This is a genomic window from Ferrimonas senticii DSM 18821 (genome assembly GCF_000422665.1).
GTDB classification, from domain to species: Bacteria; Pseudomonadota; Gammaproteobacteria; order Enterobacterales; family Shewanellaceae; genus Ferrimonas; species Ferrimonas senticii.
In genome coordinates this window covers 255,908-274,054 of sequence record NZ_KE383899.1, presented here as the reverse complement: position 1 = coordinate 274,054, position 18,147 = coordinate 255,908, and the positions used below count along the sequence as shown (strand labels likewise).

Annotated in this window: 13 protein-coding genes and 1 tRNA gene; 8 read left to right on the top strand and 6 right to left on the bottom strand. The window is 52.7% G+C overall.

What is annotated here, in order from left to right; all coding sequences use genetic code 11:
• The first annotated feature begins 81 nt into the window (after positions 1-81).
• Positions 82-158, top strand: a tRNA-Ile gene (locus tag G506_RS0116380).
• 175 nt (positions 159-333) lie between these two features.
• Entirely contained in the window at positions 334-1,572 is a 1,239-nt protein-coding gene (locus G506_RS0116375) for an integrase domain-containing protein (RefSeq protein ID WP_028117813.1), read from the top strand.
• A 462-nt stretch (positions 1,573-2,034) separates the two neighbouring features.
• Here the strand turns inward: G506_RS0116375 and G506_RS0116370 are convergent, their stop codons facing one another.
• The 3 genes from G506_RS0116370 to G506_RS0116360 form a co-directional block, all read right to left on the bottom strand.
• On the bottom strand, positions 2,035-4,314 hold the full coding sequence (locus G506_RS0116370) for a DUF3987 domain-containing protein (protein WP_028117812.1): 2,280 nt from the start codon (positions 4,312-4,314) through the stop codon (positions 2,035-2,037).
• A 12-nt stretch (positions 4,315-4,326) separates the two neighbouring features.
• Positions 4,327-4,512, bottom strand: coding sequence for a helix-turn-helix transcriptional regulator (locus G506_RS0116365; protein ID WP_028117811.1), 186 nt, complete (start codon positions 4,510-4,512; stop codon positions 4,327-4,329).
• 105 nt (positions 4,513-4,617) lie between these two features.
• Positions 4,618-5,199 (bottom strand): hypothetical protein, encoded by a 582-nt coding sequence (locus G506_RS0116360; protein WP_028117810.1) that lies wholly within the window; start codon positions 5,197-5,199, stop codon positions 4,618-4,620.
• Positions 5,200-5,518: 319 nt separating this feature from the next.
• On the opposite strand from G506_RS0116360, the gene G506_RS0116350 reads away from it, so the two are divergent.
• From G506_RS0116350 to G506_RS0116340, 3 genes are read left to right on the top strand one after another with little or no spacing between them, the layout of a single operon-like run.
• Entirely contained in the window at positions 5,519-7,255 is a 1,737-nt protein-coding gene (locus G506_RS0116350; protein ID WP_028117809.1) for a type I restriction-modification system subunit M, read from the top strand.
• Entirely contained in the window at positions 7,248-8,630 is a 1,383-nt protein-coding gene (locus G506_RS0116345; protein ID WP_028117808.1) for a restriction endonuclease subunit S, read from the top strand. The genes G506_RS0116350 and G506_RS0116345 overlap by 8 nt, the downstream gene beginning before the upstream one ends.
• A 20-nt stretch (positions 8,631-8,650) precedes the next feature.
• Positions 8,651-10,096: a hypothetical protein gene (locus tag G506_RS0116340; protein WP_028117807.1), complete on the top strand. Its 1,446-nt coding sequence runs from the start codon at positions 8,651-8,653 to the stop codon at positions 10,094-10,096.
• Positions 10,097-10,138: 42 nt separating this feature from the next.
• On the opposite strand, the gene G506_RS20010 is transcribed toward G506_RS0116340, so the two are convergent.
• Positions 10,139-10,417 carry a hypothetical protein gene (locus G506_RS20010; RefSeq protein ID WP_035387442.1) on the bottom strand — a complete coding sequence of 93 codons (279 nt, stop codon included), beginning with the start codon at positions 10,415-10,417 and terminating at the stop codon, positions 10,139-10,141.
• A 211-nt stretch (positions 10,418-10,628) separates the two neighbouring features.
• Here G506_RS20010 and G506_RS0116330 point away from each other — a divergent pair, with 211 nt between their 5' ends.
• Together G506_RS0116330 and G506_RS0116325 are read left to right on the top strand one after the other, a co-directional pair.
• Positions 10,629-13,775 carry a type I restriction endonuclease subunit R gene (locus G506_RS0116330; protein WP_028117806.1) on the top strand — a complete coding sequence of 1,049 codons (3,147 nt, stop codon included), beginning with the start codon at positions 10,629-10,631 and terminating at the stop codon, positions 13,773-13,775.
• A gap of 10 nt (positions 13,776-13,785) precedes the next feature.
• The gene (locus G506_RS0116325) at positions 13,786-14,502 is read left to right on the top strand and encodes a M48 family metallopeptidase (protein WP_028117805.1); all 717 of its coding nucleotides are present in this window, start codon (positions 13,786-13,788) and stop codon (positions 14,500-14,502) included.
• 441 nt (positions 14,503-14,943) lie between these two features.
• On the opposite strand, the gene G506_RS0116320 is transcribed toward G506_RS0116325, so the two are convergent.
• On the bottom strand, positions 14,944-16,512 hold the full coding sequence (locus G506_RS0116320) for a hypothetical protein (protein WP_028117804.1): 1,569 nt from the start codon (positions 16,510-16,512) through the stop codon (positions 14,944-14,946).
• A 292-nt stretch (positions 16,513-16,804) separates the two neighbouring features.
• On the opposite strand from G506_RS0116320, the gene G506_RS0116315 reads away from it, so the two are divergent.
• Complete coding sequence (locus G506_RS0116315) at positions 16,805-17,281, top strand: peptide-methionine (S)-S-oxide reductase (protein WP_028117803.1); 477 nt, start codon at positions 16,805-16,807, stop codon at positions 17,279-17,281.
• A 4-nt stretch (positions 17,282-17,285) separates the two neighbouring features.
• On the opposite strand, the gene G506_RS0116310 is transcribed toward G506_RS0116315, so the two are convergent.
• Positions 17,286-18,143, bottom strand: coding sequence for a DMT family transporter (locus G506_RS0116310; protein WP_028117802.1), 858 nt, complete (start codon positions 18,141-18,143; stop codon positions 17,286-17,288).
• Positions 18,144-18,147 lie beyond the last annotated feature (4 nt).

Sequence of the window (18,147 nt, the reverse complement as noted above, 5' to 3'; positions counted from 1 at the left end):
ACATCAGAAATTTCAGCCAGTATAATCGCTCGCAGTTCATTGCATTAGCCGTTCAAACCGCAGCGCAGTGACAGATAATCAGGCCCCTTAGCTCAGTTGGTTAGAGCAGGCGACTCATAATCGCTTGGTCGTGGGTTCAAGTCCCCCAGGGGCCACCATATATAGATTTCGTCGGATTTTTCTGGACGATAAAATTAGCCTCAAAGCCTTATTATTCATGGCTTTGGGGCTTTTTTGTATCTGTGGTCGTCCAGTGGCATCCATGGACAGCCAGCATTTTTTGGTACACGATTTGGTACACGAGTTACCAAAAGGAAGAGGTCGTGTACCAAAATGAGTGACGCAAAGCAGACGTTGACCGCAACCGCAGTCAAGAACGCCAAAGCCACCGGCAAGGAATATGTACTGGTTGATGGTGGTGGCTTGCGCTTGAGGGTTAGTCCAAAAGGAGCCAAACGCTGGCTGTTTAACTATGCCAAGCCTCTAACAAAGCAACGGACTAACTTTGCATTGGGTGCGTACCCAGATGTGTCGTTAGCGCAAGCGCGGGACCTAGCTGCTGAAGCACGCAAGTTAGTTGCACTGGGCGCAGATCCCAAGGAACACAAACTTGAGCAACAAGCGTTACAGCTCGATGCCAAGCAGGCGACTTTAAGCGCGGTGGGGCTGGAATGGTTGCAGGTAAAGCGCACCAAGGTCTCCGTCGAGCAGGCCGATAAGATTTGGCGTCGGCTCGAGCTGCACGTGCTGCCAGTCATAGGGGAGCGACCGATCACCGAATTGACTCGCCAAGAGGTGATTAAAGTGCTTCGGCCAATCGAAGCCGCTGGCAATCTGGAAACAGTTAAGCGTCTCTGCCAAGTGTTGAATCAGCTGATGACCTACGCGGCTAACACTGGCTATGTGGATGCCAACAACCTAACTGGTATCAATCAGGCGTTCGCCACCCCTAAGCCTCAAAATATGCCGTCTATCGCGCCGGAGCGGCTGCCTGAGCTGATGGGTAAGTTGTATGGCAGTTCGCTAACCAAACAGACTCGGCTAATGATCGAGTTGCAACTGCACACGATGACTCGGCCGAATGAGTTAGCCGAAGCCCAATGGCATGAAGTTGATTTTTCGGAAGGTCTTTGGACGATCCCTGCCGAACGGATGAAAATGAAGCGAGAGCATAAGATCCCGCTATCGGCGCAAGCCATTGCGCTGTTCAAAGAGCTGCATGCAATTAGCGGCACTCGTCCTTATGTTTTTCCTAAGCGCGGCGACCCTCTCGGCCATGCAAGTTCTCAGACCGCCAATACGGCATTGAAGCGCCTTGGCTATCACGGTGAGCTGGTGTCTCACGGCCTGCGCTCATTGGCCTGTACCACCTTAAACGAGCAAGGTTTCGATGCCGATATTATTGAATCGGCGTTAGCACACCAAGACGGCAATGAAGTGCGGCGCGCGTATAACCGTGCAGATTACTTGCAGCGGCGCCGAGTGATGATGGACTGGTGGAGTGCCCATATTGAACGGGCCAAGCTGGGGGAGTTCCTATTAACGGGTACCGGTTCATTGGTCAGCGGCTAAATTGATGCAAAAAGCGATTATTTATGGCACTTTTAGCCAGTAATTCTGATTGATGTTGTTGCTAACACGGGCTATTCCAGTGCTGGGATAGCCCTTTTTTGTGCTGTTAAGACGGGCAAGTTGCTTAGCTAATGGCGTTTATGGATCGTTGAGTAGGGGTAGGGGAGGCTGCAAAGTGGCATGGGGGATGCCTCTTTATTTATATGTGGCGGGCAAAATTTTCCAAAATTTGACCCAAATTGAATTTGTCGCAGCTTGTCGTAAGTGTGCCGTAGGCTTTTACTGCTGAAATGCTTATAGAACGGAGATGTCGTAAAAATCGTACGACAAATACGACATTGCCCCGCAAAGGCCGATGTAGTGGGCATGATGAGGGTTTTATTCGTTACGACAAGATTGAGACAACCATCGACAGTTTGGCTAACAGCAGAGGGCGCCTCTCCACTGGTTTAAACAAACTGGCTATGGGCAGCGATAGATGAATCCGTGACTGCCAGACGGCAATTGGATGAGATCACCATTGGCGACGCAGCGTGCTACAGCTTGGCGAACAAACTCGGATCGATTGTTGGAATAAGTTTTAAATGGCTTTACGTTGATGCGGCTTTTGATTATCTCGCGTTCGGTATAGCACTTACCGTGTTTGATCATCTTCATCACAGTGTCACATTCGGCGTCTTTACCGATTTCGCCCTTATCCTCGAGCAAACCGACCAAACCGCTTAGCAAGGCATCAGTCAGTTCAATGGCGGCATCGATCCACTGCAGATCAATGCTGTGGGCGATGGTATTTTTCAGCATCCATTCGTTATACACGTGCAGTACGGCAGCCAACTTCATGATCTGCATGTCAGCTTTGCCAAAGGCGCCGCGCAAGATACTGTGACTGTACTTTTGACCGTCGGCGAGGTGAGGTTCAATCTGCTGTCGGTAGGCATTGACTTTGGCCCATCCGGCTTCGGTGATAGCCAGCGGGATTAGGCTGTTTAGTTGCGCTGAATCCAGTCGACCTATCTGTGCCGTGATGGCGTTGACTGCTATGTAGTAGCGATCCAGATAAATGTTGCGAGTTTGTTTTTCAGCTAAATCGAAGCGGCGGTGCCCTAGTAGACTAGGCTCGCGGAACAGCAAAAAACGCTCGGCAATACCAAGGCCATTGGATTGGCCCAAGATGGTATCAATGGTGCCATCTTGCGCGAGTACGGTAATGGTGCCGTGGACATAGCCTTCAAAGCCACTGCGGGTGATCCGGGCTGAGCTATGCCATTCACCGTTGAAGCCTTTTAACAGCAGATCATTGTCGTTGCAGCGGTCTTTGTTACCTGTGCCAAGCAGCAGATTGGTTACCCCCTGTTCGGCACTGGCAAGACTAAAGAAGCCTGAGTTTGGCACCAGCATCTGCTGCTCAATGGCCTCAGGGGTTGCATTAGATAGAAACATTCGTAGTTGTCGCGGCACTGATGTCGATGAGTCATCGTTGGTGGTGTCGTGACAATTGGCCCAATCGCTGTTGAGTTTGGCGACAGCCTCTTGGACTGGAACAATCAAGGTTCTCACAACCCAGCTTTTGCCTACGCCGGGCGGCTGCTCTGCGGAGAGATACAGGCCGCCCCCTAATCGTTGCCCATTAGGATATTGCAGACAGTAAGCCGCACTGGATAGGGCGCTGGCAATTCCTAATGTGATCAAGATGGCGGTATTGACCGGCAGCTGCGCCTCTTTAGCAATGCTTTCACCCAGTTTGGCCAACTGATTGCCGCCAAGTATTTGGGCAAAATCCCGATGCGGCTTTTGCTGTTGCGGGGCGTTGTGCGCCAAATCTGCAGAAAGCGTTGGAGTTAACGCGAGACCTTCGGCTTTTAACATGGTGGCTTTGTCACCGGCGTAGCGGTAGTGCAACAAGACATCGCAGGCATCAAAACGGCCGCCGTCATTATGCAGTGGGCAACTGCTGTGGTGACACAAGCCAGATTGTAAATCATCGAACAGCTCAATACCGGCTTGACCACTGGTGCTTTCAGGGGCTAAGAACTTATCGCCAACGCGTTTAAAACCGTATTGCAGCAATAACTCTGGCAGCGAGTGACACGACTTGATGGTGGCATAAAAAGGATCTATACCGGCGTTGCTGATAGGCTTCAATTGTGGCGACGATTTTACATCTTGCGGCTCACGATCTGCGCCAATGTGGGCCAACCACTGCGGGCTAGTTATATCCAGTAATGGTTGTCGCTCATCCAGCAGATATTCAAATTCGCCGTTCGCTGGGACGCCGGGGGCAAAGCTCACTTGCTGGATGCGGGTGCAACACTCATCAGCGTTAAACTGCGCAGCCAAAAATCGTTGCGATTGCAGCCATCGTTCTACCGTGACCGGTGCCAATAGGGGGATAACCACCCGCCAGCGCGGCAATTCGGCCGTGCTTGAGTAAGTGCTATACGCCAGATAAGTGCATCCCAGCGCATCAAGTTGTGCTTTTAGCTCGCAAGCAGTCGGAGCATTTTCATCTAAATCCAAAATCAGGGCGGTTTGGGCATTGGCCTTTTCTACTGCCTCTTTGGTTTTGGCTAATGCGGTAGTCGGTAAGAATATCGGCAGATCATGCTTACGTTGATAAGTCGTGGGGATTTCAACAGCCGCGATAAGATCACTAAAACTGGCTTGTTCAAAGCCACCAGTGGCAGTAAGGCTGTTGCACCACAGAAAGGTGCAATCGTTTACGATCGACAGAGTTTCGGTCATGTTCGTTTGTCCTTAACCGCGCTTGGCCATCTGTTGTTCAAGCCATGCATCGATTTCGGACTCGACCCAGCCAACACTGCGTGGGCCAATTTTGATCTGTTTGGGGAAGGTGCCGGCCTTGATTTGCGCATAAATACTGGCGCGGGAAAGGCCTACTTTGGACTTAATAGCGGATAAGCGAATGATGTTGGCAGCCATGTCTGGATCTCCTGAGTGGCTCGGGGACAATGGCTGCCAGTTTGCCGTTTAAAACGGCTTTCGGATCATGTAGCTACTGCACTTGCAGTAGAGTCGTTGGTGCATTCAGGCTCGAGCTAAGGTTTGATTGGCGCGACCGAATACTTTGTCGAGATTACGTTGAGATAGCCCATGTTTATTCCGGTACTTGGCACGGATAGCGGCAGTCACGTCCGCCTGACTTCCGTAATTGCCTGACTGAAGGACCAACTCAAGCAGGGAGCCAACGATGTTGTGCAATGCTGATACCTGTCTGGGCATTCCGTCTTCAATCTCGTCCAACACGGCGAGACTGGCTTGCACCCTGGCATCAATCACCTCTTCAACCGCATCGACCATAGCTTGGCTGTCTGCCGCTGAAGCCTCGTGCTTGGTAAGCACCCGACCCATGATGCGAACCAGTGCATAACTTCTGTCAACTACGCCGTAGGGGTCGCCATAAGGGCTGCGTGCCAGATAATTGATCGGAGCATCCACTGCGATCCCTGCGCGTTGAAGCAGTTTGCTCATCAAGTCGGCGAGTTCAGGGCGAGGGTTGATGATTTCATCTTGGTCTTTTGCCCATTGAGTAGGCTTCTTGCCAACGCCGCATAAACCACTACTAACTTTGATTCCGGTGGTGCGATAGGAGGTGTTGTTATCCAACATCGAGGTTTCCGTTTTGTTTCGGTTTGGTCTGATGACATCTGAAGATGTCTTGAATATCCATACCATGGATTACGATGCTTTGGTCAATTTAGTGGTATTTCTAAGACCTCGATAAAAAATGATGTTCGAACGCAATGTCGCAGCGATCCGGCTGACTAGGTTGGCAGAATCGGTGCCTGTGGATAAGTGCGAGCTAACTACAAACTTGGTTGGTTTGCCGCCCAATAGCCGCCAGTTGATTGTCGAGCCACTGCCACCGCCGTAATATGTCGGGCATTGCGCCGGGACTTCTCCGGCCCCAGTCTCTGATGGAGTTACGATGCCTCACAAGCTTTCGCTGAAACAGCTTGAGTCCTTCCTGTGGGAAGCCGCCGACATTCTGCGCGGCAATATGGATGCCTCTGAATTCAAGGATTACATCTTCGGGATGATGTTCTTGAAGCGCCTATCCGATGCCTTTGACGAGGAACAGGAAAAGGTGGTGGCGCATTACGTTGCTAAAGGTAAAAGCGAAGCGCAGGCGCTGGAACTCGCCCAGGATGAGGATGAGTACGACGCCACTTTCTTTATCCCAGAGAAGGCCCGTTGGGCGCAGCTGAAAGACTTGAAGCACAACGTTGGTGAAGCGCTCAACACCGCTGCCGACGCGATTGAAGAACACAACCCATCATTGGAAGGGGTGCTGGCCAGCATCGACTTCAACATCAAGAACAAGCTGTCCGACAAGAAACTGCGGGATCTGCTGTCTCACTTCAGCAAATACCGTCTGCGTAACGCCGATTTCGAGCGGCCCGATCTGCTGGGCACCGCCTACGAGTATTTGATCAAGATGTTCGCCGATAGCGCGGGTAAGAAGGGTGGCGAGTTCTATACCCCCGGTGAGGTGGTGCAACTGTTGGTGTCTCTGTTGGAGCCCCATGCCGGGATGCGTATTTATGATCCCACCGCCGGTTCGGGCGGGATGCTGGTGCAGACCCGCAACTACTTGGCTCGTCATGGGGAGAATCCCGCCAACCTGTCGCTGTTCGGCCAGGAGATGAACCTCAACACCTGGGCCATCTGTAAGATGAACATGTTCCTGCATGGGGTGATGAGCGCGGATATCCGCAAGGGCGATACCTTGCGCGAGCCACAGCATACCCAGCACGGCACACTAATGACCTTCGACCGGGTGATCGCCAACCCGCCGTTCTCACTGAAGAAGTGGGGCAAGGACGAGGCAGACAACGACAACTTTGGCCGCTTCCCTTACGGCACACCACCGAAGGATGCCGGGGATCTGGCCTTCGTGCAGCACATGATCGCCAGCACCAATGCCGAGGGCATGGTGGGCGTGGTGATGCCACATGGCGTATTGTTCCGAGGCTCCAGTGAGAAGGCGATCCGTCAGGGCATTCTTGAAGATGACCTACTGGAAGCCGTAGTGGGGCTGCCGTCCGGCTTGTTCTACGGCACCGGCATTCCGGCTTGCCTGCTGATCATCAACAAAGCCAAGCGCGTCGAGCGCAAAGGCAAGGTGCTGTTTATCAACGCCGAGCTGGAGTATGAAGAGGGCAAAAACCAGAACAAGCTGCGCCCGCAGGACATCACCAAGATCGTCGAGACTTTCGAGCAGTACGCCGAGATCCCACGTTATTCCAAAGTGGTGGAACTGTCTGAGATCGCTGAGAACGATTACAACCTCAATATCCGCCGTTACGCCGATACCTCTGCACCAGCGGAGATCTTTGATGTGCGCGCTCTGCTGCACGGTGGTGTGCCGCTACGTGAGGTGAATGACGACTATATCCAAGATGCGGTGCTGGATGGCTTCGACGTTTCCGCTGTGTTGGAACACAAAACTGACGGCTACCTGCAATTTAAGTCGGAGATCATCGAGAAGGCACAGATCCGCCAGCAGATTGAGCAGGCAGGCATCGACGCAGAGGCCAAGGTGATTGTCCAGCTAGAGCGCTGGTGGGACAAGTATCACGTGTCGCTGGACCAACTGGATACCCAAGTGACCGAAGCCGAACAGGCGATGCATAGCTATCTGAAGGAGCTGGGTTATGAGTGAGAAAGTGCTCATAGAAGTAGATTCAGCGCACTCTAGAACTTCAATGGTTAAAACAGAGTCTATGGAAGAACTTTGGAGAAACCCAGAGCAGATGCTTCCGGTTGGCTGGCAATTAGCCAAGTTGTCGAAGGTAACAGAGAAGATTGCGGATAGGGACCACACGACGCCAAAGTATGTCGATAGCAGCGATGGGGTTCCTATTGTATCGCCGACAAATCTAGATGCTAACATGCGATTGGACTTGACCAAGCTCAAGTATATTTCACGTGAAGCCCACGCTAAGAATTGCAAGAAAACAGACTTGCGGCCTGGAGACATAATTTTTTCCAGAATTGGTGCTGGGCTGGGGAAATCATACCTTCTGGAAAGCGACTTTTACGATTTCTCAATCTTACACAGTCTGTGTCAAATACGGCCTGCCTGCGCCATTGACCCTACCTATTTACTGTGGTTTTTGCGTTCAGATTATATGCAGTGGCGTCTGAAGTTTGGAATTCAAAGCATTGGCGTGCCAGATCTGGGTCTGAAAGAAATCGGAGAGCTGCCAGTTTTCTACCCAGGCCTCCCCGAGCAGCGCAAAATCGCTGAGATCCTAACCTCGGTGGATACCGTGATTGAGCGGACGCAGGCGCAGATCGACAAGCTCAAGGCGGTCAAAACCGGGTTGATGCAGGAGCTGCTGTCCCCGACGCCGGATAACTATCGAACCGGCGACGGCACCACCGCTTTTAAGGATTCCCAGCTGGGGGCGATCCCAGAGGATTGGGAGGTGCTCGAACTTAAAGATGCATGCAGTTTGATCAAAGATGGGACTCACCTTCCTCCCAAGCGAGTACCAAAGGGCGTTCCACTATTAAGCGTCCGAAACATGAAAGACGGCATGTTCACTCTCTTGGATGATGACACTTATGTATCTGAGGACTTTTACGAGAAGATGCATGCAAAGTGGAAGCCGGAAGCCGGAGACTTATTGCTCGCCGTTGTCGGTGCAACGGTCGGTAAGGTCTGCCAGGTGCCCGAGGGCTTTCCGACGTTCACCTTGCAGCGCAGTGTTGCTGTTATTCGGGGACATGAAACAAGATTGGATGCCGATTTTTTGCGCTTTTATTCTGAGAGCGCAGACTTTAAGAGTAGGCTTTGGGACCGTGTGAACCAGACGGCGCAGCCAGGTATCTACCTAAGCGAAATAGGAAAAATCCTCTCACCCATCCCGCCGATTCATGAGCAAAAAATTATTGCTAGAGCAATCCGCAGTATCGATGGGCGCATCAATGCTATGCAGCGGAAGAACAACGGTCATAAGGCAACAAAGAAAGCCCTTATGCAAGACCTGCTCACCGGTAAGGTGCGGGTCATGGTCGATAGCAACAACTAAACACGTTATTTGTAACGCGCTTGGCCAGCGACTTTTATGCGTCCGCTGGCCATTTTACTCAGGCGCTTAAGCTGGCGGAGAACACTTGCCAAGAGGGAAGAATGATGTGTGCTGATGACGGCAAGTCCCAAGTAAAACAACCAGAACAGCAAGGTGAAACCAGCGACCATTATGATCCGTTCGTAGGATTGGCGAACGCCTTAGAAGACTGGGGGGACAGTGATGGCAAGTATCGCTTTAAGGTGTTCGAGGTTAACCACCTATTTCTGCCCCCTGTCAATCAGTTTGCCGCCCTACTTGGGTTAAAACTGTCTCCCTCGTTCATGCTCAAGATGATGGAATCCCACAGTGGACTAAGTCATGGGCTCAGTAAGGGCAGCATTGCCAACCTCACTGGGGAAAAAGGTATTAGTCGCAAGTCTGCTGAACAATTTCGTGATTGGTTTATGTCGGTTGCCGAGCCAATGAAAGCGATATTTGATGTACCAGAGTCTGCCCTTATTGGGCGAGCAGAACAGGTTCGATCTAACGCATCTAACTGGCTATCGGTTGCGGTGGGCGTGGCATTTACCGGCAGCCCTGCAGTAAAAGGGCCCCCCCCCACCGAGCTACGGCCACTTTTACAGTTTGTTAAGAAGAGGGCCCAACAAGATATCGAATTATTCGAGTTGGCACGTGCTTTTGTGAAAGCAAAACAGGTTGGGCACGATGAGCGAACCGTTCATTGGCACATCATCAAGCCTTACTGGCAAAAGAACAGCCTGGTACCTCAAGCACAGCTGGATGCCATGGAGAGGTTTCCATCCAATAAAGGGGAGTGGCATGAGCTAGAAGCAGAGAAAAGGGTACCTCTGTTGGCAGCGTGTCTGCATTTAATGTTCGACTTTTATCTGCACATGATCTCTGCCTACGAAGTCGGCTGTGTTATGCAAATCGAAGCCAGTGAGGAGACACTGCGCGCTCGCCCTTGGTTGTTGTGCCGAGCACTCAGCAGTTTTACGGATAAAGAAGGCAAGCCTACCACGTGCTTTGGGGCGCTGCTTCGTGAACTGCAAGGTGCCGCTTCGGTGTTGCACGGGAAGCCTATCGGTGAACGTGACTTTGCCCGCTACATACCAATCGATAGTGACCCCAGTAATCCGTCTTATGAAAGTGACTCCGACCGTCATTACAATGTGCTAAAGAAGTGGCGGAGCCACCAGGACTTGCCCAGCTTTGAACGACTTGAGTTGTTTATCACCAATGTTTCTAGACCGGTGCAACCGGCGGATAACCGTCCTTTGGTAATACTCTGCAAAATTGCCATTGGCCTTGATGGTTTTGTGAAGCAACTGGCTCACCAAGCTCTTAATGATGTTAGAAACATCACGCAAGTGGCTGGTGTCTTTGAGGACGTTTTGGCCCGTTATCCCGTGTACTACCAGCATCATTTGGATAAGCAGTTGGAGCAAGCCGCCAATAGCTAAGACCAAATGTAAGCTTTGGCGGCCAAAGGTGTGTGCTAGTGATTAGGGCTTGGTTTTACCTTGTTCAATGCGTTGCTCCCAGTCTTTGGGACGCTGATTGAAGCCATGGGACTTCCAGTATTCATTGTTGTTTGGATTGAGCTGCTTGCTGCGATTGAGTTCGTTGGTCTGAACCTGTTGCGCAGTGTTGTTGTTTGCCGCCGCTCTTTGCGCTCGTGCTGCCACGCTATTGCTGACAACTGTACCGCCTTGCTGCTTGGCAACAGCGCGTTGTATCCGCGCGGCTGCTGCGGGGGTCATCGGGGTTTTCTTGTGGCTCATGGTTTATCTCCATATTTGAATGACACTGGCAGGAGCCCCTGCCAACACCTCCGATAGTGCCCAAGTTTTTGTGGCTTGCCGTGGGGGGGAGCGCGTCCAAATTGCAATTTTTCGATGAAGATGGATGTGTCATTTATTGATGCGGTGTGGCGCAATCTGTGCGGTGTTTCTGGCAAGATTGGCCCCTAAAAGACAAAAATAGAAAAAGGCTATGAGCCAGGACGAACTCAATAAGGTAGAACTCCCCGCACTCGCACAACTTCAGTCATTAGGCTGGCGTTATGTGGACGGTGTGGCGTTGTCGCCGGAGCACCCGAGCCAAGAAAGGGCAGCACTGCGAGATGTGGTGTTGGTGAAGCGGTTGGAAGCGGCGGTGCAGCGACTGAACCCATGGATCAGCCCGGAGAATCTGCGCAAGGTGATGCGGGAGCTGACTCACCCCACCCATGCGGCGCTGATGGAGTACAACCAGGCGCTTTGGAACCTGTTGTGTGGCGAAGGTATTTCCGTGGAGCAGGACTTGGGTAAAGGGCGCAAGGGCCAGACGGTTACCTTGATCGACTTTGCCAACCCAGCCAACAACGAGTTTCTATGCACCAGCCAGTTCAAGGTGGAGGGGGCGCAGAACATCATCCCCGACATCCTTGGCTTTGTGAACGGGTTGCCGCTGGTGGTAATCGAGTGCAAGTCGCCTTACATCACCAATCCCGTGGGTGACGGTATCGAGCAGCTTCGGCGTTATGCCAACTTGCGGGGCTTTGCCGAGGAAGAGGGCGCGCAGCGCCTGTTTTGGTACAACCAACTGATGATCACCCTGTGCCGAGATCATGCCAAGGTTGGTACCATCAGCTCCGGTCCGCAGCACTATGGCGACTGGAAGGATGCTTATCCCTTTACAGACGCCGAACTGTCGCAAGCCAATGTCACCCAGTTTGTAGCGCAGTCTGCGGACGTCGTTCAACGTGATGGTGCAGGCGCATCCTTAGCGCACGTTGCCGAAGCCAGCCCGCAATATGGCGCAGACTTTGAAGCGCTAATGGCAGTGACCCCGCAGCAGCGGCTAATCGCTGGGATGCTCAGCCCCGCCAACTTCCTAGACATAATCCAGAATTTTGTACTGTTTGAGCCGGACGAGGGGCGCATCATCAAGAAGGTTGCGCGTTACCAGCAGTTCCGAGCAGTAAACAAGGTAATTGAGCGGCTTAAATGTGGTACCGACCGCCAAGCCAAATCGGGGGTGGTGTGGCACACCCAAGGCTCGGGTAAGTCGCTGACTATGGTGATGCTGGCGGTGAAGATCCGCCGCGACCCTGAGTTGAAAAGCCACAAGCTGGTGTTTATCACCGATCGGACCCAACTGGATGAGCAGCTCACTAACACCTTTATGGCGGCGCAGGGCGAGACGGTGCATAACGCCGGTTCGGTGACGGATCTCAAGGCGCTGCTGAAAAAGGATAGCTCCGACTTGGTGACGGCGATGGTGCAGAAGTTTCTCGACTTGGAGAAAGAGCAGAGCCAGAGCGAGTTTGTCGATCTCAACCCCAGCGACAAGATCATCGTGCTGGCGGATGAAGCACACCGTACCCAGTTTGGCGGGCTGGCCACCACCATCAACAAGGCGCTGCCCAATGCGCCGAAGATCGGCTTTACCGGCACCCCGCTGCTGAAGACCCAGAAGATGGGGCAGGCGTTCGGTGGTTACATCGATGCCTACAAGATCAACGAGGCGGTAGATGACGGTGCGACGGTGCGCCTGCTGTACCAGGGCCGCGAGGTGAAAAACCAGGTGGCGGGCGAGTCACTGGATGCGCTGTTCGAGGAGTACTTTGGCGAGTACTCGAAAGAGGAGCAGTTGGAGATCAAGAAGAAGTACGGGGTGGAGAAGGCGGTGCGCGAAGCGCCTGCCCGTATTCGCTGGGTGTGTCTCGACCTGCTCAAACATTATCGCGAACATATCCAGCCCGATGGCTATAAGGCGATGATTGTGGTGGGCGGTCGCCATGCGGCGGTGAAGTTTAAGGAGACGCTGGATGAGTTAGGCGCACCACCGTCTGAGGTGATCATCTCCGGCGATCATAACGATCCGCCATATCTGGCCAAGTACACTGATAAAGCCAAACAAAAGCAGGTCATCAGTGCCTTTAAGAAACCGTTGACCGAGAACCCGGTGGCGTTCTTGATCGTCAAGGATATGCTGCTGACCGGGTTTGACGCGCCGATTGCTCAGGTGATGTACATCGATCGCAAGCTGCAGGACCATACCTTGATGCAGGCCATCGCCCGTGTGAACCGCACCTGTACCTCGCCGGTGAGCAAGGCAGCCAAGCCTTGTGGCCATGTGGTGGATTATTACGGGCTGGCGGACTATCTGACTGAGGCGCTGGAGCTGTTCAGCAGCGAGGATGTGGAGGGCACCTACGAGAGCTTGAAGGATGAAATCCCCAAACTGAAGGCAACACACACCTTGGCTAAGGGATTCTTCAAAGACATCAAGCATCCGGGCGATGACGGTGATTACATCGATCTGTGTGTGCTGGCACTGAAAGAGGAGAGCGTCCGCGCCCAGTTTGAGATGGCGTTTAAGCGCTTTGCCAAACAGATGAACATCGTCCTGCCGGATGCGGCGGCTGCCCCCTTTATTGGTGACATGAAGGTGCTGGGGAAGATCCACAATGCGGCGCGAAACCGCTACCGAGATCCAGCGCTGGACCTGACCGGTGTGGGTGAGAAGGTGCGCAAGCTGGTGGATGAACACATCATTAGCACTGGGGTGGACCCTAAGATCCCACCGGTCGACTTGCTGGCGGCCAACTTCAAGGATGAATTGGCGCAGGTAAAGTCGGATGAGTCTAAGGCGTCGGAGATCGAGAGTGCCATCAAGCATCACATCACGGTGAATCTCGAGGAGGACCCGGAGTACTACAAGTCGCTGAGTCTGCGTCTGCGGGACATCATCGAGAAGACGGCGGGTAAGTGGAATGAGCAGTACCAACTGTTGCTTAATTTGGTGGCCAGTATCGAGAGTGACCGGGTGCAGGGCGCAGAGGAGTCTGGGCTGTCGCAGACCGAATACGCCTTCTACAACATCTTGATGGCTGAGGTAACCAACCACAGCGAGATGGAGCTGATGGACGAAGCCAGTGCCGAAGCGGTTAAGTCTACCACCCAGTTGTTGGTACAGATGCTGGAGGAGGCAACCGAGATCATCGATTTCTTCAGCAAGGCCGATGAAGTGAAGCGGATGAAGAAGGAGATCAAGCGAGCCGTGCTCGCTCAGCCCTTTGGCTGTAAAGAATTGGTGATCGTGTTGCAAGAGCGCTTTATGGAGTTAGCGCAAACGAAGTTTGGTAAGAAGTAGTTGGAAAGAAATGAGCCCCGTTAGAGCACCGGAATATATCCAGGCCGAAGGTTATGTTGCTGAAGTGCGCCGCACTGCGCGGCGCAAGACTGCTTCCATCCAGGTGGAGGATGGCGAGGTGTGTGTGGTGGTGCCGCAACAGTTGGAACTGGAGCGCATTGCCCGGTTACTGAAGGACAAGCATCAGTGGATCATTGATAAGATTGCCCGCCATCAGGTCGCTGTACCGCCCAGTAACAGGTCTTTCGTCTCCGGTGAGGCTTTCCCCTACCTTGGCCGCAACTATCGCTTGAAGGTGGATTCTGGCCCCTATGCGCCGACCAAGTTGTTGCAAGGTCGGTTGCAAGTAACGGTGCCTGAGCATGTGGACACAGCCAAAGCGGTACGCAACTCCTTGGCGCGCTGGTATCGCAGTCATGCGCACAGCAAGCTGCGGGAGAAGTCTGCGCGCTATGCCCAGATGATTGGCGTGGAGCCCAAGTCAGTGTCGGTGAAGACCTTCAAAAGCCGCTGGGGAAGCTGCACAGCCAAGGGGGATATCGAGTTTAACTGGGTCATCGTGATGGCCCCGAACCGCATCGTGGATTACGTAGTGGCCCATGAACTGTGTCATCTAAAACACCATGATCATTCGCCGAAGTTCTGGAAAGAGCTGGAACGGGTGATCCCCGACTATGTCGAATGTCGTGAATGGCTGCGAGATAATGCGGAGCGTTTGGGATTTTAGTGGCAGGCTAAAACTGGCCATCTGATTGATGCCTTTGATTAGGGCAAGCTCGATAAGGCCTGTTCCTTTAGCACCCAGCAAGATTTTTTTGGTACACGATTGGATACACGATTTGAATTTCTGAAACTAAGGATTCAGTAAAATCAGCTAATTCAGGGGGTTGGTCAAGTCCCCCAGGGGCCACCAAATTCAGATTTCGTCGGTTTTTTCTGGACGATAAAATTAGCCTCAAAGCCTTAATGTTCAAGGTTTTGGGGCTTTTTTGTATCTGATAACGTCCAATGTGGTGTTGCAGCGACGCCGAGTGATGATGGATTGGTGGAGTGCGGCCAAATTGGGGGGAGTTCCTATTAACGGGAGCCGGCCCATTAAGCCGTTATTAATGGCGTTCATATCCGCCAGCTTCTTCTGCTGAGGCTGGCGGATAATCTAGTCGGTGGTTTAAGGGCAATAGCGGCAGCTGGGCGTGCCGTCCTCAAGTGATTGCAAGGCACTGCAGTTTTTCTCGATCATCGAGTTTTGCTGTTCTACGCGATGGCCCAAGTCCTTAAAGCAGGTAGCGACAAACGCCGCCTTGCAATAATGAATCCCGTGATCATCGTCGGAATACGCTGTTTCCCGATAATTACTTAAGCTGCACTGCGCTTTGACTTTGGCTAGTAGCTCGGCCTCATTAGTGGCGGCCTCAGGGGACGGTGCAGCATGGCTGCTGGCCTTTGCGGCGGCTTGGGCTTGCTGTTGCAGTTCGTTGGTTTGTACTGGCTGGCCATCATTAACAAACATATCGACCGCTACCGAACCGGTTAAGTCAGCAACCTGAGTAGCATTTAAGCCGGCGTCTTGAGCAATCCCGTAAGTCGTGCCCACGATCGCCGCCTTCATCACGTTGTTAAATAGGCTTGGCTCACTGGCTTTGGCGTTTAGGTGCTTCTGTCGCTCGGCCTTGGCGTATTGATTGTACTTTTTGATGGCGCCATTGAGGTGGCTCAGCATTTGTGGGTTATCAGCAAGGATGGCGTCCATGTCACGCCAGTTATTGGTGCCGTGGTTAAGGGATTTGATGTGGCCGAATGTCCGAAGGCTGAGCTGATAATAATGGTTGCGTTGCTTGTTGAACTGCTCAAATTGCTCGAGTCGATGTTCGATGGCGGTGTGGCCATAGCCATCTTTCTTGCCCCACAGTATCCGGCCATAGCGATCCTGCTCATAGAGGTAGTTGTTAAACTCCTGCGGCGATTCGACCGTGTTATTGCCGATATAGAAATCCAGCAAAAGATGGCCCAGGAAAGCCTGATGGTGCATGCTTGGTTTATCACTGAAACGGAAGCCCCACGACTCCCATTGTTTGATGTCGGCAACATTAAGGTCCGGTTCGCCCGAATCATAGTGCGCCGATGGGTTGCGGGTGCAAACGAAGTACGAGATTAGCGGAAAAAAATCAACATAGTCGAGGCGAGAGTATCTGCCGTAACTTCTGCTACAATTAACATGAGCAAAATACACATTGTTGGCAAAATAATCGTTCTCAAACAATGTGTTGCCAAGCGCCACGTCGCGTTCGTTCTCCAGCTTGGGGTCGATGAGCGCATACAGGCTTAAGGGTATTTCGGTGCCCGATCGGTTCTTGTGAACCGCGTGGGGAAAGGTTGGATCGGCGCCTAAATCAAACAGCAACTGCGTCACCGTGGGCTTTTTCAGATAGACACTCCAAGCAAGTGGCGTCAACTTTAGCTCGCTGTACCACGCCATATTTACCAGAGACCAGGTGTGTTCTGGCATAACCTCCATAACGCCTTTCTTATTCAGCTCATTGATCAAGGCCGCGCCGCCGGTATGTCGATGGTATGTGTTTAATAGACCGGGATCTTGCTTAATCAGCGCTTCTACCGTGCTCACGTCTTCAAGCGCGATGGCGTTTATGATGGGGACATCTACATCCAAATCTTTTTTGATGGTGGCGCAGCCGGTGAGCCAAAGTAGGCTCAATAAATACAAAATACACTTGTTCATTCCTTGACCTTATTGTGTACGTATCAATTCCCCTAGAGACTATAGGTAAATTATCTCCATTGGGAGTATGGCGGGTTAATGTGGCATGAGCTAAGCGCGGTGCAGCTTAGGGGGACAGTGAAGGGCGACGGCGTGGCGTAAGGTCGCTGTTCGTCGTGGTGTTCGCGTACATTCACATCCCACCATATTTCGCAAAGGCTCGTAGAGAAATCGACGGGCCTTTGTCGTATCTGGGAAAACGGCGATAACAACAGATACACTTGCGGCTCTGAATTGTTAAGGAAGTCCGGTGATGCAACAGATCTATTTGGCTGGTGGCTGCCTGTGGGGCGTGCAGGAGTTTGTGCGTTATCTGCCGGGAGTTATTAATACCGAAGCGGGTCGTGCCAATGGCAGCAGCAATAGCACTCGCGGTGATTACGATGGTTACGCTGAGTGCGTTCGGGTTGAATTTGAGCCGCAGCAGACCTCGGTGGCGCAGTTAGTGGCGCATCTGTTTGAGATCATCGATCCCTACAGCATCGACCAGCAGGGGCCGGATCTCGGCCATAAATACCGCACCGGGGTGTACAGCACGGATCCGCGACATCTGGTCGAAGCCAAAGATTTTATCGCCAAGCGTGACGATGCCGAACGAGTAGTCGTTGAGGTGTTGCCGCTGACCAATTTCGTCCGCAGTGATGAGCAACATCAGGACAGGCTAAGCCGCTGTCCTGATGACATTTGTCACTTACCGAAATCGCTGCTGCATCGCTACAAGCGCGCTTAGCGGGCTATTGCGTCCGCTGTTGCAGCCAGCGCTGATTCAGCACCATCGACAGCACGATAATGCCGCCGCCAATCGCCAGTGCGGTTAAGTCCGCTTGGCGATTCCAGATCAGCAGATTGACGATAAGCCCGGCGGGGATCAGCAGGTTATTCATCACCGCCAGTTGGCCGCTGCTGACCATGGTCGCGCCGCGATTCCACAGGAAATAGCCCAGCCCAGAAGCGACCGCTCCCAGCCAGACCAATACCCCCCATTGGGTCAGGGTGGTTGGGTATTGCTCGCCGCCTTTAACCGCCCACAGCAGCAGTGCCACTGCCAACGCGCCGAGGTAGAAAAAGCCAAAGGTACTGCGCTGATTGACCGCCTCGCCATGGTTTTCCATCAACACCTTGTAGCCGACTTGGCCGATGGCGAAGCAGAGGTTAGCCCCTTGCACCACCGCAAAGCCCAGCAAGTAATCGTCGGTGATGGCGTCGTAGCGGATAATCGCCGCGCCGATCACCGCCAATACCGCAGTAAACAGGAAGTAGGGCGAGAAGCGACCTTTGAGCAGATCGTAAATCAGGGTGATGTAGATCGGAGTGAAGATGGTGAAGATCAGCACCTCTGGCACCGTCAACAGCAGGAATGAGTGGTAGTAGAACACGTACATCAATCCTAACTGGATTGCGCCAATGGCCATCAGCTGCAGGGCGAGCTTGGGCTGTACTTGGCGCCACTTGATAAAGGGCAAGAACACCAATGCGGCGAGGACGATGCGGGTAAGTACCGAAAAGTAGCTGTCCACTTGGCCAGCCAGATAGACGCCAATCAGGCTAAATGAAAACGCCCACAGAAGGGTCACCAGAAGTAACAGATGCACGAGA